Here is a 17,520-nt window from a genome sequence, read left to right on the forward strand (position 1 = left end):
ATGGATAATTTAATACATATAGAGGTGGTAACGCCTCTTGGTATGATTTACAATGATAATGTAAAATCTATTGTTCTTCCTGGAAGTGAAGGTGAATTTGGTGTTTTAAAAGGACATGCATCTTTAATTTCTTCTTTAAGGGCAGGGATTATAGATATTGAAAAATCAGATTCTACCCATGAGTTAGTTGCTATTGATTCAGGTCATGCAAAAGTTTCTGAAACGAAAGTAAGCGTTTTAGCAAAAGGTGCTGTGTGGGTTGGAGGAAATAGTGATAGTGAAATAGCAAAAAGATTAGCAGATGCAAAAGATTTAATCAAATCTATGAGTAGTGATAGTGTTGCTTTAGCTTCTACTTTTGCTAAGATGGATAATAATGTAAGGCAAAAATAGTGGATTTTCAATCAATTTTTCATTTTTTTGAAAATACAAGCTTAATTACTTATATTGTATTGGTTTGGCTTTCGGTGTATTTTATACTTAGTTTTAGTATTTTATTTTCAAGATTAATGCTTATTAATAAATGGATGCAAGATGAAAGTCAGGCTTTAGAAGCTTTGATGAGAGGAGAGAGGGATTTAAGCCAAAGTGCATCAATTTTAAAAAAATGTATTGAGATTGATGAAACTAAGATGAATATTTATAAAAATTCTGTTGAGAAAAAAGCCACAATTGGATTAACTTGGCTTAGTATTATTGCTTCAACCTCTCCTTTTATAGGTCTTTTTGGTACAGTTATTTCTATACTTGAAACTTTTGGTGGTTTAGAAATGCAAAATTCTTTGAGTATTATTGCGCCAAAAATTAGTGAAGCTTTGGTAGCTACAGGTTGTGGAATTTTAGTGGCAATTCCTGCATATAGTTTTCATTTGATTATCAAACGCAAAGCTTATGAACTAATTAATATTTTAGATAGTGAGATAAAAGTATTAGTAAGTTCAGCAAAGGTTTAATTGATGTTTTTAGAAGAAAAACCCGAACTAAATATTACACCTTTAGTGGATATTATGCTTGTATTGCTTGCTATTTTAATGGTAACAGCACCAAGTATTACATATGAAGAAAAAGTTCAACTTCCTCAAGGTTCACAAAAAACTTCAAGTGCTCCAAATATCAAAAGTTTAATTATAACAATTAATGCAAAAAAAGAAATTTTTATAGGAAAAGATAAATTTAATTTTTTAAGTTTTGCGGATAATATGAATGCATTAAAAGTGCAATATAATACTCAAGAAACAGTTTTCATTAGAGCGGATAAGAATTTAAAATATGATGATGTAATGAGTGTTTTAAGAACAATGAAGCATTTGGGTTTTCAAAAAGTTGCTTTGCAAACTGAGTAAAAAATGGAAGAAAATTCTACATATAATTTTAAAGCTTTTACTTATGCGATTTTAGTTTATTTTTTTGTTGTTTTTTTAGTATTTTTTAAGTTAGTCGAATATAAGCCAAAAGCTATTGAATATACTAATGATCCCAATAGTTTTATTAATATAGAACTTGGAGATAGTATAAATCAAAATCAAGTAAATATGATACAAGAGCTACAAAAGGAAAATTTGCAAAGTTTATTTGAAGAGAATCTTTTGCAAAAATACACTACAAATAAAAATGTTAATACTCAAAATGTAGAACAACAAGCTAGTGTTTTCAATGAGTTATTTGGCAAAATAGAAGACTATCAAGAAGAAAAAACTACAAAAGTACAATCTTCAATGCCATCGAAAAAACCTACTTTTACTCAAAGAGAAAAAATCAATGATTTTTCTAAGCAATTAAATGAAAATCTACAAATTAATCAAGAATTAGGACAATCTGTTATAGAACAAAAAATAGGAGTTTATGATCAATTTTTAGGTGCTGTTAGAAAACATCTTGAAGATAGATGGAGAATATACAATCCTAGTGGTAATTTAAGTATAGAAGTAGAATTTGTAATTGATAATAACGGATATTTTTATTTGTTAAGTACCACTAGTGCACATAGTGATAATTTTGATAAAAAGGCAAAAGAATTTTTACAAAATTTAGAAGGAAAATACATAACTTTACCTCCAAATGGTAAAATAAGAAAAATTAAAATGAAACTTAGTGATATAATTGAGTTTAAAACGGAGAAGTGATGAGAAAAATATTAGCGTTTTTATTTTTTTGTTCAGTATTATTTGGGCAAGATGCGACAATATCTGTTGTAAATAAAGGTATGCAATTACCTAAAATTTATATTAAAGATCAATCAAGATTGAATGATTTAGATCTTAAAAAAAGCTTTTATAATATGCTTGTTAATGATATAAAAGTGAGTTCAAATTTTGAATTAACTCAAGATGAAAAACAAGGTGATTATATTTTTTCTTATGTTTTAAATAAAAATGGTAAGCTTTTGGATATTGATGTTGAAATTTTAGCTGCAAATGAAACAAAAACGAGATTTTATGAGCAAATTCTTTCCATTGAAGAATATCCATTTTTAGCACATAGAAGTGTCGCTCAAATGAATAGAAAATTAGGTTTTGCACCGGTTGATTGGATGGATCATAAAATTTTAATAGCTAGGACTCAAGGTAATAAGCAAAGTGATATTTTGTTGGCAGATTATACTTTAACTTATCAAAAGATATTAATATCAAAAGGTTTAAATTTATTTCCCAAATGGGCAAATAAAGAACAAGATGCATTTTATTTCACTGCTTATGAAGATGAAATTCCAACACTTTATAAATATAATATGAAAAATAAAAACATCACAAAAATCATTGCTAGTAAGGGTATGATGGTTGCTTCTGATGTTAGCGATGATGGTAAAAAAATTTTACTTACTATGGCGCCAAAAGATCAGCCAGATGTGTATTTGTATGATACAGATACAAAAGATTTAAAACAGATTACAAATTATACGGGTATTGATGTTAATGGCAACTTTGTAGATGATGATAAAAAAATCGTATTTGTATCAGATCGTTTAGGTTATCCAAATATTTTTATGCAAAATTTAGATTCTAATTTAACAGAACAGGTAGTTTTTCATGGTAAAAATAATTCTTCAGTTTCTACCTATAAACATTATATGGTTTATTCTAGCAGGGAGGTAAATCAAAGTGGGGTTTTTAATCTTTATTTAATGTCAACCCAGAGTGATTATATAAGACAACTCACTGCAAATGGTAAAAATCTTTTTCCAAGATTTTCAAGTGATGGAGAAAGTGTAGTATTTATTAAATATTTAGGTTCACAAAGTGCCTTAGGAGTCATTAGAATTAATGCAAATAGGGCTTTTCATTATGGTTTAAAGGTGGGTAAAATTCAATCAATTGATTGGTAAAATATCAAAATTGTATTTTTTTTGTTATAATTAAACATGATTTTTAAATAAAAAAGGGGAAAAGCAATGAAAAAAATCATTTTTGCTTCAATTACTGCGTTTGCTGTTATTGTAAGTGGTTGTGCTACAAAAAATACTAGTGTAAGCAGTTCAAGTAGTGTAGATGGATCAAAAGGTAGTGGTGGTTCTGATAGATTTGAAAATCTTGAATCTTTAAATTCTATTGCAAATGTGTATTTTGATTTTGATAAATTTAATGTTAGAAAAGATATGCAAAAAGTTGTTGCAGATAATGCTGAAATTTTCAACAAAGAAGCCGCGAATGCTGCAATTGTAGTTGAGGGAAACTGCGATGAATGGGGAACTGATGAATATAATCAAGCTCTAGGTTTAAAAAGAGCTAAAGCTGTTAAAGAATCTTTAGTAGCTCAAGGTGTTAGCGCAGATAGAATAAGCGTAAAAAGTTATGGAGAAACTAATCCTGTATGTACTGAAAGAACAAAAGCTTGTGATGCGCAAAATCGTCGTGCAGAATTTAAATTATCAAAATAAGTTTTAAATAAATGAAAATCAAATTATTATCAGTAGCTCTTTTAGGAGCTACTTTTTTATACGCTGAAATTTCAGCATTTGATGCAGGAAAAGTAGATACAAAAACACCTTATGGCTTAACTCAAAATGAAAAATTACAATACGAAAATCAAGAACGCTTAAAAGCTTTAAATGAATATTATACTAATTTGACTAGTAAGATAAATACTGCTGTAGAAAATATAGAAGGTTTACAAAGTGTAACCGAGGGTTTAAATGCTCAATATTCTAAAGCAAATACAAAATTACTTTCACTAGAAGAAAACTATCAAAATTTTGATGCAAATATCACAAAAGAAATTCAAAATTTAAGAGCTTATGTAGAAGAAAATAGGCAAATTCAAGAAAAAAATCACCAAGAAATTCAAAAAGTATTGAGCGAAATAACAACTTTGATCAATAAAATTAATGATGATTATGTTTCTAAAGAAGATATGAACCAAACCATAACTTTTTTTCAATCGGAAATAGCTAGAGTGCAAAATCAAACAAATAATATCCAAGTTGTTCCTATTGCTAGCGAAAGCAATAAAACACAAGAAGTCATTAAAGAAACAAATACGACTTTGGAAAAAGAAATTGTTCAAGCGAAAGATGATAGTTGGAAAAAACTGCAATCTAGCGAAATTTTAAAAAAAGCTATTGATGAAACCAATAAAAATCAATTTGATGATGCAAAAGAAAAATTTGAGCATTTAATTAGTATCCATTATAAACCTGCTAGATCTACTTTTTGGCTTGGAGAGATAAGATATAAACAAAAAGATTATGCAGGCGCTTTGGGATTTTACAAAAAAAGTTCTGCTATAAGCACCAAGGGTGATTATGTGCCAAAATTACTTTATCATACGGCTATTAGCTTAGATAAAGTTGGGGATCCAAAAAGTGCTAATAAATTTTACAAAGCTTTAAAGACAGCTTATCCTGATAGTCCTGAAGCAAAAGTTTCGCCAGATAGAAAATAAAAAAAGGAGATAAAATGGCTATAGAAAAAAATAGTGTAGTTTCAATGTTTTATGAGTTAAAAGATGCAAACACAAATGAAGTTTTAGAATCAAATATTTATGCTGAACCTATTTCTTTTATTTTAGGTAAGGGTCAAATTTTAGAAGGACTAGAAGAGGAAATTCAAAAACTTGATGCCCCATGTAATGCTGATATTGTGATAAAAAAAGAAAATGCTTTGGGTGAATATGATGCAAATGCATTGCAAACTTTACCAAAAGAACAATTTGCAGGGATTGATTTGCAAGTTGGTATGGAGCTTTTTGGCGAAGGCGAAGATGGTAATACAGTAAGAGTAATTGTTAGAGAAATTACTGAGAATGAAGTTACTATTGATTATAATCATGCTTACGCAGGAAAAGACTTGTTATTTTCAATTAATATTGTAGATGTTAGAGCTGCAAGTGAAGATGAAATTTTAACAGGAATTATTGCAGGTAGCAGAAGTTGTGGATGTGGTGGTGGAGGACATCATCATGATCATCATCACGGACATGGTGGTGGTGGATGTTGTGGTGGCCACGGACATGGTGGTGGCGGTTGCTGCGGTGGACACTAATGAATAGTGCATTTATTTTCCCAGGCCAAGGCTCTCAAAGTGTTGGTATGGGGCTTAGTTTTTATGAGAATTCACTTAAAGCAAGAGAATTATTAGATTGTGCAAGTGATTATTGTAAAATTGATTTTAAAAATTTGCTTTTTAAGGAAAATGAAAATTTAAATAAAAGTGAATTTACACAAATGGCCATAGTGTTAAACTCACTAATGGCTTATGAAGCTTTAAAAGAGCAAGCTAGTATAGAAGCTAAGTATAGTTTAGGCCATTCACTAGGAGAATTTAGTGCTTTAGCGACTCAAGGTGCATTTGACTTTTTAGGTGTTATAGCACTTGTTAACAAGCGTGGCCAATTTATGCAGGAGGATTGCTCTAAAATCGAAGCTGGTATGATGGTGGTTTTAGGACTTGAAGATAAAGCAGTAGAAGAACTTTGTCAAAAGGCATTAAGTGAGCAAAAAAGTATTTTTGCAGCTAATTATAATTGTGAAGGACAGATTGTAGTAGCGGGCTTAAAGCCTGATTTAGCTTCTTATGAGAGTGAGTTTAAGAATGCAGGAGCCAAAAGAGCTATGCTTTTGAATATGAGTGTTGCAAGCCATTGTCCATTATTAAAAAATGCGTCTTTAAAACTTACAAAAGAACTAGAGCTTGTGTTAAAAGATGATTTTAAAAGTGTAGTTTCAAATGTAAATGCAAAAATATATAGTGATAAAACTCAAGCTTTAACACTTTTAAGTGAGCAACTTATAAAGCCTGTTCTTTATAAACAAAGCATTAAAACAATAGACAATGAAGTGGATTTTTATATAGAATTTGGTGCGAGCGTGTTAAAGGGCTTAAATAAAAAAATCACTCAAAAAGAAACTTATGCTTTAAGTAAAATAGAAGATATTGATGAAATTCTAAAGGTGATTAAATGAAAATAGCTATTTTAGGAGCTATGCCCGAAGAGGTTACTCCTTTACTCGAAACATTAAAAGAATATCAAACAATTGAATATGCAAATAATACTTATTATATTGCAAAATACAAAAATCATGAATTAATCATCGCTTATTCTAAGATAGGGAAAGTAAATTCCACTCTTAGCGCGACTATTATGATAGAAAAATTTAAAGCTGAACTTATGCTTTTTACAGGAGTGGCTGGTGCTTTTAATCCTAGTTTGGAAATAGGGGATTTAATCTATGCTACAAAATTAGCTCAATATGATTTAGATATTACAGCTTTTGGACATCCGCTTGGTTATGTTCCTGGTAATGAAATTTTTATAAAAACAGACGATAAGCTTAATAATCTTGCCATAGAGGTTGCTAAAGAACTTGGTGTTAAATTACAATCAGGTATTATCGCTACGGGTGATGAATTTATTTGTGATGAGAATAAAAAAGCAAAAATTAGAGAAATTTTTAATGCAGATGCTTGTGAAATGGAAGGAGCTAGTGTGGCTTTGGTATGTGATGCTTTAAAAATTCCATGTTTGGTTTTAAGATCAATGAGTGATAAGGCAGGTGAAAAAGCTGAATTTGACTTTGATGAGTTTGTAGAAAAATCCGCTAAAATTTCAGCTAATTTTGTTTTAAAAATTTGTGAGAAATTATGATAAATCTTAGCAAAAGACTAATCAGAGAAGTTGCAAAAGCAAATGCTAAGTTTTCCTTAATAGGAGATAATGATAAAGTTTTATTAGGACTTAGTGGCGGGAAAGACTCTCTAGCTCTAGCTCATCTTTTAAAGCGTATGCAAGCACATGCACCTTTTAAATTTGAACTTAAAGCAGTAACTTTAAGTTATGGCATGGGTGAAGATTACACCAAACTTCATAATCACTGTAAAGAACATGGTATTGACCATGAGGTTATTGATTCTAATATTTATGAAATTTCAGGTGATACCATTAGAAAAAATTCAAGCTTTTGTAGCTATTTTTCAAGAATGAGACGTGGTGCTTTATATACTTACGCCTTAGAAAATGGTTTTAATAAATTAGCCATAGCTCATCATTTAGATGATGCAGTAGAGAGTTTTTTTATGAATTTCATTTATAATGGTGCTCTTAGAAGTTTAGCGCCAAAATATAAAAGTAAAAGAGATATAGAAGTCATCCGTCCTTTGATTTTTGTAAGAGAAAGACAATTAAGGGAAAATGCTATTAATAATGAATTAGAAGTAATTGGTAATGAATTTTGTCCTGGTATGAAATTAAGTGAAAAAAATGTAAAATTTCCTCATGCTAGAGAAGAAGCTAAACAGCTTTTAGCAAATTTAGAAAAAGAAAATCCAAAATTATTTACGAGCTTAAAAACTGCATTTGAAAATATCCACACGGATAGTTTTTTCATGGTTAAGGATAATGACTAAACTTTTAATTATAGTTGATTATCAAAATGATTTTATCGATGGTAGCTTAGGTTTTGAAAAAGCTACCAAGATAAAAGATAATATTCTTACTCTTTTAAAAAATCATCAAGGTGATGTTGTTTTTACTTTTGATACGCATGATGAGAATTATTTAAAAACCCAAGAAGGAAAAAAACTGCCTATTTATCATTGTATTAAAGATACTTTTGGTTGGCAAATGCCAAGCGATTTTGATGTGTATTTAAAAAATGCAAAAAAAATCTTTTATAAGAATGCTTTTGGTAGTTTAGAATTGGCTAATTTTTTAAAACAAAATCATTATGAAAGTATAGAATTTTGTGGCTTAGTTTCGCATATTTGTGTATTTAGTAATATTATTTTAGCTCAAAGCGCCACGCCTAATTCTAAAATTATTTTACATAAAAATGCTACTGCAAGTTTTAATGAATCTTTAGAAAATAGTGCTTATGAAATTTTACAAGCTTATGGCATAGAGCTTTTATAGATGCAAGGCTTTATTTTGCACACTCAGAGCGTAAAAGATGAGGATTTGATTGTTTATCTTTTAAGTGCCAAAAAAGTTATTAAAAGTTATAGATTTTACGGAATGAGACATTCTAATATTCTAAATGGATATAAGATTGATTTTGAACTTGAAGAAAGTTCTAGATTTTTACCGCGCTTAAAAGATGTTTTACATATTGGATTTTCTTGGGTTTTAGATAGAGAAAAAATGTTTTTTTGGCAAGAATTTATCAGGCTTTTTTATTGGCATTTAAAAGATGTTGAGGAGATTGATAGTTTTTATTTTGAGCTTTTAGAAGATTGTGCTAAGCGTTTTGAAAAACAAGATTGCAAGCGTGTGATTGTGGATGCTTATTTAAAGATTCTAAGCTTTGAAGGACGCTTGCATAAGGATTTTATTTGCTTTTTATGTGATGAGTGTATAAAAGAAGATGTTGTATTGATAAGGGCTTTTTTGCCTGCGCATAAAAAATGTGCTTTTGGCTATGAGTTTAAAGCTAAAGATCTTGTGAGGTTTTATGAAAATTTTAATTCATCGCATTTTAGCGATGAATATATTGATAATTTATATAAAATCATTAAAGAGGGTTTTTAAGAGTAATATCATACATCATAATAGCCTCTTGTCTTAATTTTGCGATGATATTTGCACTATCAATATGTGTATTTTTTATAATAGCTTCCTTGCTATTTTTAATATCTTCAAGCAAATTTCCAAGTTGTTTTTGGGAGCTTTGTAAGCAAGTGCTTATACATTTTGGTTGTGTTTGTTGTAAAACTTGCTCGAAATTTAAACTTTGATTGTTAAGCTTTGAAGCATGTGCTGCTAGATTATTTGCACTTGTTCTAATGCCACCTAATGCTTTGTAAATCCCTTTTGAATTGATATGAGCTGCCATGAACCTTCCTTGTTTTATGGTATCTCTTCATTCATATTGCTTAGAAATTTACAAGCAAAAATCATTCCTTATTGAAAAATTCTTGCATATATTTTCGCATAATTTCTGCATCATTAATGCGATTAACACAATCTCTAAAATTTGAAGCATCTTCATAGCCTTTAGAATATTCATGTAAGTGCTTTCTAAATATGCTTATACCTTGTTCTTTGTAATGTTTTAGCATTTCTTCAAAATGCGTAAAGATGATTTTGTTTTTTAAAGTTTTATCGATTTTTTTGCCAGTTTTTACCTCGTGAAATATCCAAGGTTTTCCTATGCTTGCACGCCCTATCATCAATGCATCACAATTTGTTATTTTAAAAACTTCTTTAGCATTTTCTGTGCTAATATCGCCATTTGCAACTAAAGGAATTTTGATATTTTCTTTAGCTAAAGCTATAGCTTCATAATCAGAATTTCCACTATACATTTGTTTTCTAGTGCGACCATGCATACTGATAAAATCTACCCCAGCATTTTCACATGCTTTAGCAATGGTAATAGGATCTTTTTTTTCAAACCCTAATCTTACTTTGACACTAGTTAGCTTTTTATTGCTTGTTTTTTTGATAAGTTCTAAAATTCTTTGCAATTTATCAAGATCTTGCAAAAGAGCACTACCTGCACATTGTTTTATAACTTTACTTACAGGACAGCCGCAATTAAAATCAATCCCATCTATAAAATCAAAACGATTTAATATTTCTACCGCTCTTTGAATCACACTTTCATCCGAGCCTGCAATTTGAACTATATAAGGATTCTCAAGTTCAGCTTTTTCCAACATTTTAAGAGTTTTTGAGCTTTCATACACTAAAGCATTAGAACTTATCATCTCACTAATTGTTACATCAGCCCCAAATTGCTTAACTAAATTTCTCAAAGGCAAGTCTGAAAAACCTGCCATAGGAGCTAAAAACAAAGGTTTTTTACTAAAATCTATCATTGTATAAATTTTTCAAGTTCTATTTTTTTATTATGTTCTCTTAAAAAGAGCAAGAGTCTAAAATCCTTATGTTCGTTTTGATCATTTCCTAATTCATTAAGCAATTCATCATACATACCAAATTCTGCTAAAGTATAAAGATAAGCTCTTAAAGCTTGAGAATGACTATCTTTTAACTTTTTAAATAAAGCAATTAATATTTGAGGCTCTATTTTTTTACAAAGTATTTTTGTGCATTGTAAATATGATTTATCATCTAAGGTATTCATGCTAAGCAAAACTTCGATTTCAGCATGATTTAATTCCAAATTTTCTTTTTCAAATCTATCCAAAAGTAATAAAATATCATCTTGATTTTTTTGTATTTTTAGTGTTTTAATTTGGCTATAAGGTGCATTATCTAATACCATTTTATAAGCAAAATTTTCTAATTCATTTGTCAGAGTTTCTTTGTTTTTAATAAAAGAAAAAGCATAGTCGCTATCTTTTTGGAAATGATTTTTTTCATTTAAAATGAAAATTTCATTATGTGGATCGAGTTTGTATTTTTTTAATTCCACAAATTCCTTTTTGTCTAACTGCTCTAAAATATTTATAATATCATCTATTTTTGTATTTTGATTTTTTTCTTTAAAATAAAGAGCTTGAGTGTTTTTGGCTATATCTTGAAATTCTTGAGTTTTAAATTTAATTTTACTTATTTTTTTCAAAAATACATCAATTAAAAAATTTTCATAATTTTTGCTATCTTTAATAAGATTTTTGTATTGTAAATGTTTTAAAAAGCCATAAAAACTCATATGCAATAAAGCTAAAACCATCAAAATAAATGCAGGTAAAATTACCCACAAGCTGATAGGTAAATTTAGCTCAAAAGTAGAAATTGTGAAAGTGTAATTTCCCAAATTTAGATTATAAACTAAGGCTGCTACGATTAAAAGATAAACTAAACTTGCAAAGAAAAATAATTTTACTTTCATAATTCTTTCCTTTTTTCTAAGTTTTCACGACAATTTATACAATATTTTGCGTGAGGTTTTACTTTGAGTCTTTCAGGATGTATATCTTCATCACAATACTCACAAATTCCATAAGTATTGTTATCTATTTTGCTTAATGAATGTTTAATTTCTTCTAATTCTGTTTTTAAATTTTCATTGATTTTTAAGTCAATATGTGAGCTGTTGTCAATTTGCTGTAAATCAACTTCATCTCTTGGTTCACTATCTTGCAGATCATGGATATTGTCTATATTACCTTGAAGTTCTTGTAAAATTTCTTTTTGTCTTTGAAGTAATATATTTTTAAATTCTTCAAGATTTAACTCTTGCATAAATGCTCCTATTTGTGGTATGGATGATTTGTATTAATGCAAAATGCACGATAAATTTGTTCTAAAAGCATAGTTTTAGCAAATTTATGCACTAAAGTCATTTTGCTAAGAGCTATGCTTGTATGCATTTGTGCGATGAATTCTTTTTCAAGGCCATAAGCGCCACCTATAAAAAAAGAAATTTCATTTTTATCTTGTAATAATTTAGCAAATTCTACACTTGTAAGCTCTCTACCCTTTTCATCTAAAGCTATGCAAAAACCTTTTTTATAAGGATTTAGCGCGTTTGTATAAGATTTTTTTGCTTCTATGGTATTGGTATTTTGTGCTAAATTAATTTTATTGTTAAAAATACAAATATCATTAAAATTGCAAAATTTTTTGATGAGCTTGGTGTAGTGCTCATCTATTTTACTAAATTCATTATTATTGTTTTTTTGAATGCTTAAAAGATTAATATGCATTTTTAATTTTTAGAAAAAAATCTTAAAAAATCTGCTATAAATTTTTTATGTTCATTTCTTTCTACAATAGCATCAATCAATCCATGTTCAAGTAAAAATTCGGCCTTTTGAAAGCCTTCTGGTAAATCAGCACCTATAGTTTGTTTGATAACTCTAGCTCCTGCAAAGCCTACTAGGGCACCAGGTTCAGCCATAATGATATCTCCAAGCCAAGCAAACGATGCACTCACCCCACCCATAGTTGGATCAGTTAAGACAGAAATATAGGGAAGCTTTTCTTCTGATAATAGCTTTAATGCTGCACTTGTTTTGCTCATTTGCATTAAAGAATAAGTGCTTTCTTGCATTCTAGCTCCACCACTTGCGCTCACTATAACAACAGGAGTTTTTTTCTCAATTGCCCTTTCAATAGCTCTAAGAATTTTTTCACCTTCTACTGAGCCCAAACTTCCACCCATGAAAGAAAAATCAAAAACAACTAATTGAGTTTTAATGCCATCTATATTGCACTCGCCACTTATTATAGCGCTTTTTCTTCCTGTTTTTTCTTCATTTTCTGCCAATCTTTTTTTATATGATTTACTATCAACAAATTTAAGCGGATCAATCGCATGTAAATCTTTATCCATTTCTACAAAAGTATCTTCATCACTAAGTAGCTCGATGCGTTTTAAAGGATTTAATCTCATATGAAAATTACATTTAGGACAAACATTATAACAAGTTTCTATTTCTTTATAATACATTAACGCATGACAAGAATTACATTTTACCCAGTGATTTGGAGCTTCGCTTGGAGCGGCTTGTTTGCGTCTTATGCTAGAAAAAATATCTAAAAAATTCATTATCTCTACCTAAAATAAAATTTCAAAATTATAGCAAGATTTTAGTATTTTTAAAATCTTGCACCCAACATAAACTCGAATTTGCTTAAGTCGTCTTTTGAATTGGTGTTAAATGGTTTAGCAAAAACTAAATTTAAAGCACCTAGTGGGGTTAGCCACTCAAAGCCAACACCTGTGCTCCATCTTTGAATTTGACTTAAAGAACTCTCACCTATGGCACCATAGTCAAAAAACACACTTCCTCTTAGTTTGATTCTATCAAAGATTGGAAAACTAAGCTCTACAGAATTTGCAAAAGCCACTGTACCACCTGTTTCATCACCCCATTTGTTTTTAGGACTCACGCTTCTTCTATCAAAACCTCTAATAGTTCCTATGCCTCCAAGGTATAATTTTTCATTGATAGGTAAATAACCTTGATCCCATACCTTATAAAAACTTGCTTTATAGCGATAAATCAAATCCCAACCTATAAATTCTTCTAAGCCTTGATAATAATTAAATTTAGTAGTAGAGCTTATAAATTCTTGATCTCCACCTAAGCCTGCATATTCAAGTGAGGTTGAAGCGATAAAACCTGATCTTGGTAGATAATAATCATCTGTATTGTTAAATACTATTGAAGGAGTGATAGAGCTTTTGTAAGTTTTACCAAGTTTATATCCTTGAGCGATTAAGCGATCACTCAAATGATAAATATCACTTTGCTCAAGATTGTAAGTTAAATCTATACTTGTATATCTTCCCAAAGTTTTACCAACACTTATATCAAAACCATAGTTTCTCTCATCATAACTATCCCATTCTAAACGATCTGAATATAATGATCCTCCAAGAGAATAATCACTATCATTTACTCTAGGATTTCTTAAAGATATTCTACCTGAAAGTGTATCATCGCCTTTGTCTATACTTACACTTCCCTTCATGCCAGAGCCTAAGATATTTGCATCAGATAATGAAGCACTAAGTAAAATTCCATCACTAGTTCCATAACCAATACCACCTGAAATAGCTCCAGTTGAAGCTTCTTTGACTTCTACTATCAAATCAATATGTGTATCATCTACTCTTTGTTCTTTAATATCTACATTTTCAAAATATGCAGTTCTTCTTAGAGCATTTCTTGAGTCTATTAAATCAGTTCTATTATAAAGATTGCCTTCGGTTAGATAAAGCTCTCTACGAATAACCCTATCAACTGTTTTAGTATTACCTGAAATTTCAACATTTCTAACATATACTTTTTCATTAGGTATGACTTTAAAAATAATCATAGCTTCATGGTTTTCTTTATCTTTTTGTATATCAGGTATAACCTGTACAAAAGCATAACCCAAATCAGCTGTCTTTGTTTCTATAGTTTTTATATCTTCTCTTAGTTTTTCTATATTAACTATTTTTCCAACACTTAATTTTAAATCATTTGCTAAAGCTTCATTTTCTTCATCACTAAAAATAGGATTAAAAATTTTAATCCCTTTAACTTTATAAACCTCACCCTCGTTGATAAAATAAGTTAAATCAGCTTGATAAGTATCTGTATAAGTATTTAAAAAAGCAGGAGATACGCTCACATCAAGATAACCTTCTTTTAAATATACATCTGAAATTCTTGAGCTATCATTTGCAAGATCAAAGATTTTAAGCTTACCATCATTAAAGCCCCACATCCAGCCTAGGGCTTCTCTTTGTTTATTTGCTACCGCAGGTTCAATATCTGAATAACTTAAATTTTTTGCACCACTTAAATGTACTTTTTCTATGATGATATTTTCCCCACGATTTACAACAAAAGTAAGTTTTAATGAGCTTGAATTACTTAATTTTTCATCTTTGATTTCTACAACAGTATCATAAAAACCTTTGGCTTGATAAAAAAGTTTGATTTTTTCAGCTGCGTCTTTAGCTGAATTTTCATCATATAAAATTCCAGGTTTTAAACCAACAAGACTTTCTATTTGTTTTCTATCATTACTTGCTATACCTTGAATGTCTATTTTTCCAATGGAAGGTTTTTCTATTACTTTAAAAATTAGCACCCCATTTTTTTCTTCTACTACTATATCTTTAAAATAATTTCTATCAAAAAGGTTTTTAATTGCTGTATCTATACTAGCAGGATCGATTTTTTGTCCTATTTTTAATTTAGAAATCGCAATAGCACTTTCTTTAGAAAGTTGCGATAAGCCTTCAAATTTTATATCTTTAATCGTAGCTGCACATAAAGAACTTGAGAGTGCAAAGAAAACAAACCATTTTTTCATCATTTTACCTAAATTTTTATATACAAAATCGTTATAATACCAAAATATTTTTAACTAATGCTTTTTAAGGAAAATTTATGAAAGTAGGTATAATCGGACTTGGCTTAATAGGTGGATCTTTGGGCCTTAGCTTGAGAGAGAATAAATTAATAGATTTAGTTTGCGGATATGATATAAACAAAGAATTTGAACAAATCGCGCTAGAGCGAAAATTAATAGATAAAATTGTTTCATTTGAAGAGTTAAAAAAATGTGATGTAATTTTTTTAGCTATCCCTGTAAGAGCTATTGTAAAAATTTTAAAAGAATTTCAAGATATTTCTAAAGATTGCACTATCATTGAGCTTGGAAGTACAAAAGAAGAAATTATTAAAAATTTACCATCTGATTTACAAAGTCAATTTATCGCAGCTCATCCTATGGCAGGAACAGAAAATAGCGGTCCAAATGCAGCTATAAAAGACTTATATAAAAATGCAGTTTGTGTTTTATGTGATGTGCAAAATGCTGATCATATTCATCAAAAAAGGGCTATAGAAATTTTTTCAGATTTAGGAATGAAGCTTGTATTTATGGATAGTATCGCGCATGATCATCATGCTTCTATCATTTCACACTTACCGCATGTGATTAGTTTTTCCTTGGCAAATTTTGTGATGAAAGAAGAAAATAAAAAAAATATAGCCCACCTAGGAGGTCCTTCTTTTAAAGATATGTGTAGAATTGCAAAATCAAACCCTCAAATGTGGAGCGGTATTTTTGAACAAAACAAACAAAATTTATTAAATTCTATTGATTTATTTCAAAAAGAATTACAAGAGTGTAAAAAAATGATAGAAAAATGTGATATAAATGAACTTGAAGCTTGGATTAAAAGTGCAAATAAGTTAAGAGAAATTCTATAAAATTTTTTATAATTTACTCTTAATTTGCTAAAGCATAATATATTTTTACAAAAATTATACAATGAAAGTGGAGAATATGGTTTTTACGCGTAAAAGATCAAATAAAAAATGGATTTTTCTAGTTTTTTTAATACTTTTAGCCTTTGGGGTTTTTGTGTTAAATACAAAGCTGTTTGAAAAAAATCCTCCATTAATCCAAACAAAATCAGATATTATTTATAGCAATTTAACAGATCCTATATCTATAGAAATAAGCGATGAAAGCGTTTTAAAAGATGTTAAAGTCACACTATTTAAAGCAAATGAATTAAATGGTGAAATGCTTGTTAATGAACATGTTAAAGGTAATAAAAAAAGTGTCCATTTTGATTTAAAACTACCAAAACCAGCTTATAAAGAAAATGTTGATTCTTATAAGCTTGTAATAGAAGCAAGTGATAGTAGTTTTTGGAATTTCTTTTTAGGAAATCAAGCGCTTAAAGAAGTGAAAGTTATCATTGATACCAAAAAACCATTTGTAGAAATTTTAGACAATTCTTATCAAATCGAACAAGGTGGAGTAGGTAGTGTGGTATTTAAAGCAAGTGATGAGAATTTACAAGAAGTTTATGTCACAACTGATAAAGACAAAATTTTTAAAGCAACTCCTTATGTGAAAGAAGGATATTATGCTGCTTTGATTCCTTGGGAGGCAACCGATGAGCATTTTAGAGCTTATGTAGTAGCAGTAGATAAAGCAGGTAATGTAAACAAACAAAGAATTAGATATTATTTTACCAATAAAAAATACCGTGTATCAAATATAAAAGTAAGTGATAGATTTTTAGATGGAAAGATTGAATTTTTAGCACAAAAATATGCTCCAAAAGACAGAGAGTTAAGCAGGCTAGAAAAATTTAAATTTGTTAATGAGGACTTAAGAGCTTCTAATGAAGTTATCATTCATGATATTACGAGTAAAGTTCCTGATACTATGATTAATAATTTTAAAGTCAATCTTTTCAAGCCTTTAAAAAATGGCCAAAAAGTAGCTGATTATGCTGATCATAGGTTTTATTCTTATAATAATCAAGCATTTAGTAGCTCTTATCACATGGGGCTTGATTTAGCAAGTGTAAAAGAAGCGCCTATCATTAGCAATAATGATGGTGAAGTGGTATTTGTACAAGAAAATGGAATTTATGGACTAAATATTATTATTTATCATGGTTTTGGGATTTATACTCTTTATGGACATTGCACTAATGTGGATGTAAATGTGGGCGATAGAGTTAGAGCAGGTGATGTTATAGGCACTACAGGTACTACAGGCTTAGCGCTTGGAGATCATGTGCATTTTGGTGTTTTGGTGCAAGGTGTTGAAGTGCGTCCTGAGCAATGGCAAGATGCAAAATGGATAAAAGAAAATATCTATAATGTATTAGAATCAAGCAAAAAAAGAATTTTGAGTGAATAA

At 29.4% G+C, this 17,520-nt stretch carries 22 protein-coding genes; 15 read left to right on the top strand and 7 right to left on the bottom strand.

The window, feature by feature from the left end:
- From atpC to recO, 13 genes are all read left to right on the top strand, one after another.
- Entirely contained in the window at positions 1–393 is a 393-nt protein-coding gene (gene atpC / locus L8W64_RS06195) for an ATP synthase F1 subunit epsilon (RefSeq protein WP_133319665.1), read from the top strand.
- Positions 393–953: a MotA/TolQ/ExbB proton channel family protein gene (locus tag L8W64_RS06200; RefSeq protein WP_133319664.1), complete on the top strand. Its 561-nt coding sequence runs from the start codon at positions 393–395 to the stop codon at positions 951–953. Before atpC ends, L8W64_RS06200 begins: the two co-directional genes overlap by 1 nt.
- Positions 954–1,343, top strand: a complete 390-nt coding sequence (locus L8W64_RS06205; protein WP_133319663.1) for an ExbD/TolR family protein — start codon at positions 954–956, stop codon at positions 1,341–1,343.
- Between the two features lie 3 nt (positions 1,344–1,346).
- Positions 1,347–2,123 carry a TonB C-terminal domain-containing protein gene (locus L8W64_RS06210; RefSeq protein ID WP_133319662.1) on the top strand — a complete coding sequence of 259 codons (777 nt, stop codon included), beginning with the start codon at positions 1,347–1,349 and terminating at the stop codon, positions 2,121–2,123.
- Positions 2,123–3,322, top strand: a complete 1,200-nt coding sequence (gene tolB / locus L8W64_RS06215; protein WP_133319661.1) for a Tol-Pal system protein TolB — start codon at positions 2,123–2,125, stop codon at positions 3,320–3,322. Before L8W64_RS06210 ends, tolB begins: the two co-directional genes overlap by 1 nt.
- A 66-nt stretch (positions 3,323–3,388) precedes the next feature.
- Positions 3,389–3,874 (top strand): peptidoglycan-associated lipoprotein Pal, encoded by a 486-nt coding sequence (pal, locus tag L8W64_RS06220; RefSeq protein ID WP_133319660.1) that lies wholly within the window; start codon positions 3,389–3,391, stop codon positions 3,872–3,874.
- A gap of 11 nt (positions 3,875–3,885) precedes the next feature.
- Positions 3,886–4,878, top strand: coding sequence for a tetratricopeptide repeat protein (locus tag L8W64_RS06225; RefSeq protein WP_263661934.1), 993 nt, complete (start codon positions 3,886–3,888; stop codon positions 4,876–4,878).
- A gap of 14 nt (positions 4,879–4,892) precedes the next feature.
- Positions 4,893–5,477: an FKBP-type peptidyl-prolyl cis-trans isomerase gene (locus L8W64_RS06230; RefSeq protein WP_263660726.1), complete on the top strand. Its 585-nt coding sequence runs from the start codon at positions 4,893–4,895 to the stop codon at positions 5,475–5,477.
- Complete coding sequence (fabD, locus tag L8W64_RS06235; protein ID WP_263661642.1) at positions 5,477–6,397, top strand: ACP S-malonyltransferase; 921 nt, start codon at positions 5,477–5,479, stop codon at positions 6,395–6,397. Before L8W64_RS06230 ends, fabD begins: the two co-directional genes overlap by 1 nt.
- Positions 6,394–7,080, top strand: a complete 687-nt coding sequence (locus L8W64_RS06240; RefSeq protein ID WP_133319656.1) for a 5'-methylthioadenosine/adenosylhomocysteine nucleosidase — start codon at positions 6,394–6,396, stop codon at positions 7,078–7,080. Before fabD ends, L8W64_RS06240 begins: the two co-directional genes overlap by 4 nt.
- Positions 7,077–7,838: an ATP-binding protein gene (locus tag L8W64_RS06245; RefSeq protein WP_263669750.1), complete on the top strand. Its 762-nt coding sequence runs from the start codon at positions 7,077–7,079 to the stop codon at positions 7,836–7,838. The genes L8W64_RS06240 and L8W64_RS06245 overlap by 4 nt, the downstream gene beginning before the upstream one ends.
- Positions 7,831–8,343, top strand: coding sequence for a cysteine hydrolase family protein (locus L8W64_RS06250; RefSeq protein ID WP_220566498.1), 513 nt, complete (start codon positions 7,831–7,833; stop codon positions 8,341–8,343). The genes L8W64_RS06245 and L8W64_RS06250 overlap by 8 nt, the downstream gene beginning before the upstream one ends.
- Positions 8,344–8,958: a recombination protein RecO gene (recO, locus tag L8W64_RS06255; RefSeq protein WP_133319653.1), complete on the top strand. Its 615-nt coding sequence runs from the start codon at positions 8,344–8,346 to the stop codon at positions 8,956–8,958.
- On the opposite strand, the gene L8W64_RS06260 is transcribed toward recO, so the two are convergent.
- The 7 genes from L8W64_RS06260 to bamA form a co-directional block, all read right to left on the bottom strand.
- Entirely contained in the window at positions 8,942–9,262 is a 321-nt protein-coding gene (locus tag L8W64_RS06260) for a hypothetical protein (protein WP_039617382.1), read from the bottom strand. The two genes, recO and L8W64_RS06260, sit on opposite strands and share 17 nt — an antisense overlap.
- Before the next feature lie 61 nt (positions 9,263–9,323).
- Complete coding sequence (locus tag L8W64_RS06265) at positions 9,324–10,250, bottom strand: tRNA dihydrouridine synthase (RefSeq protein ID WP_263673199.1); 927 nt, start codon at positions 10,248–10,250, stop codon at positions 9,324–9,326.
- The gene (locus L8W64_RS06270; protein WP_220566495.1) at positions 10,247–11,230 is read right to left on the bottom strand and encodes a hypothetical protein; all 984 of its coding nucleotides are present in this window, start codon (positions 11,228–11,230) and stop codon (positions 10,247–10,249) included. The genes L8W64_RS06265 and L8W64_RS06270 overlap by 4 nt, the downstream gene beginning before the upstream one ends.
- Complete coding sequence (gene dksA / locus L8W64_RS06275; RefSeq protein ID WP_133319649.1) at positions 11,227–11,583, bottom strand: RNA polymerase-binding protein DksA; 357 nt, start codon at positions 11,581–11,583, stop codon at positions 11,227–11,229. The genes L8W64_RS06270 and dksA overlap by 4 nt, the downstream gene beginning before the upstream one ends.
- 8 nt (positions 11,584–11,591) lie before the next feature.
- Positions 11,592–12,047, bottom strand: a complete 456-nt coding sequence (locus L8W64_RS06280) for a 23S rRNA (pseudouridine(1915)-N(3))-methyltransferase RlmH (RefSeq protein WP_220566494.1) — start codon at positions 12,045–12,047, stop codon at positions 11,592–11,594.
- Between the two features lie 2 nt (positions 12,048–12,049).
- Positions 12,050–12,892: an acetyl-CoA carboxylase, carboxyltransferase subunit beta gene (accD, locus tag L8W64_RS06285; RefSeq protein ID WP_263673200.1), complete on the bottom strand. Its 843-nt coding sequence runs from the start codon at positions 12,890–12,892 to the stop codon at positions 12,050–12,052.
- Between the two features lie 50 nt (positions 12,893–12,942).
- The gene (bamA, locus tag L8W64_RS06290; protein ID WP_263673201.1) at positions 12,943–15,159 is read right to left on the bottom strand and encodes an outer membrane protein assembly factor BamA; all 2,217 of its coding nucleotides are present in this window, start codon (positions 15,157–15,159) and stop codon (positions 12,943–12,945) included.
- A 77-nt stretch (positions 15,160–15,236) separates the two neighbouring features.
- Here bamA and L8W64_RS06295 point away from each other — a divergent pair, with 77 nt between their 5' ends.
- Positions 15,237–16,064: a prephenate dehydrogenase gene (locus L8W64_RS06295; protein ID WP_263659726.1), complete on the top strand. Its 828-nt coding sequence runs from the start codon at positions 15,237–15,239 to the stop codon at positions 16,062–16,064.
- Between the two features lie 76 nt (positions 16,065–16,140).
- A complete protein-coding gene (locus L8W64_RS06300) occupies positions 16,141–17,520 on the top strand; it encodes a M23 family metallopeptidase (protein ID WP_263728886.1) in 1,380 nt (459 codons plus the stop codon).

Origin of the sequence: Campylobacter sp. IFREMER_LSEM_CL1097, assembly GCF_025772225.1 — a bacterium.
Taxonomy (GTDB): Bacteria; Campylobacterota; Campylobacteria; order Campylobacterales; family Campylobacteraceae; genus Campylobacter_D; species Campylobacter_D lari_D.

Bases quoted from the DNA above. Each gene is read 5' to 3' on its own strand.
- atpC (WP_133319665.1), top strand. From the start codon at position 1: ATGGATAATTTAATACATATAGAGGTGGTAACGCCTCTTGGTATGATT.
- L8W64_RS06210 (WP_133319662.1), top strand. From the start codon at position 1,347: ATGGAAGAAAATTCTACATATAATTTTAAAGCTTTTACTTATGCGATT.
- tolB (WP_133319661.1), top strand. From the start codon at position 2,123: ATGAGAAAAATATTAGCGTTTTTATTTTTTTGTTCAGTATTATTTGGG.
- pal (WP_133319660.1), top strand. From the start codon at position 3,389: ATGAAAAAAATCATTTTTGCTTCAATTACTGCGTTTGCTGTTATTGTA.
- L8W64_RS06225 (WP_263661934.1), top strand. From the start codon at position 3,886: ATGAAAATCAAATTATTATCAGTAGCTCTTTTAGGAGCTACTTTTTTA.
- L8W64_RS06230 (WP_263660726.1), top strand. From the start codon at position 4,893: ATGGCTATAGAAAAAAATAGTGTAGTTTCAATGTTTTATGAGTTAAAA.
- fabD (WP_263661642.1), top strand. From the start codon at position 5,477: ATGAATAGTGCATTTATTTTCCCAGGCCAAGGCTCTCAAAGTGTTGGT.
- L8W64_RS06240 (WP_133319656.1), top strand. From the start codon at position 6,394: ATGAAAATAGCTATTTTAGGAGCTATGCCCGAAGAGGTTACTCCTTTA.
- L8W64_RS06245 (WP_263669750.1), top strand. From the start codon at position 7,077: ATGATAAATCTTAGCAAAAGACTAATCAGAGAAGTTGCAAAAGCAAAT.
- L8W64_RS06250 (WP_220566498.1), top strand. From the start codon at position 7,831: ATGACTAAACTTTTAATTATAGTTGATTATCAAAATGATTTTATCGAT.
- recO (WP_133319653.1), top strand. From the start codon at position 8,344: ATGCAAGGCTTTATTTTGCACACTCAGAGCGTAAAAGATGAGGATTTG.
- L8W64_RS06260 (WP_039617382.1), bottom strand. From the start codon at position 9,262: ATGGCAGCTCATATCAATTCAAAAGGGATTTACAAAGCATTAGGTGGC.
- L8W64_RS06265 (WP_263673199.1), bottom strand. From the start codon at position 10,250: ATGATAGATTTTAGTAAAAAACCTTTGTTTTTAGCTCCTATGGCAGGT.
- L8W64_RS06270 (WP_220566495.1), bottom strand. From the start codon at position 11,230: ATGAAAGTAAAATTATTTTTCTTTGCAAGTTTAGTTTATCTTTTAATC.
- dksA (WP_133319649.1), bottom strand. From the start codon at position 11,583: ATGCAAGAGTTAAATCTTGAAGAATTTAAAAATATATTACTTCAAAGA.
- L8W64_RS06280 (WP_220566494.1), bottom strand. From the start codon at position 12,047: ATGCATATTAATCTTTTAAGCATTCAAAAAAACAATAATAATGAATTT.
- accD (WP_263673200.1), bottom strand. From the start codon at position 12,892: ATGAATTTTTTAGATATTTTTTCTAGCATAAGACGCAAACAAGCCGCT.
- bamA (WP_263673201.1), bottom strand. From the start codon at position 15,159: ATGAAAAAATGGTTTGTTTTCTTTGCACTCTCAAGTTCTTTATGTGCA.
- L8W64_RS06295 (WP_263659726.1), top strand. From the start codon at position 15,237: ATGAAAGTAGGTATAATCGGACTTGGCTTAATAGGTGGATCTTTGGGC.
- L8W64_RS06300 (WP_263728886.1), top strand. From the start codon at position 16,141: ATGGTTTTTACGCGTAAAAGATCAAATAAAAAATGGATTTTTCTAGTT.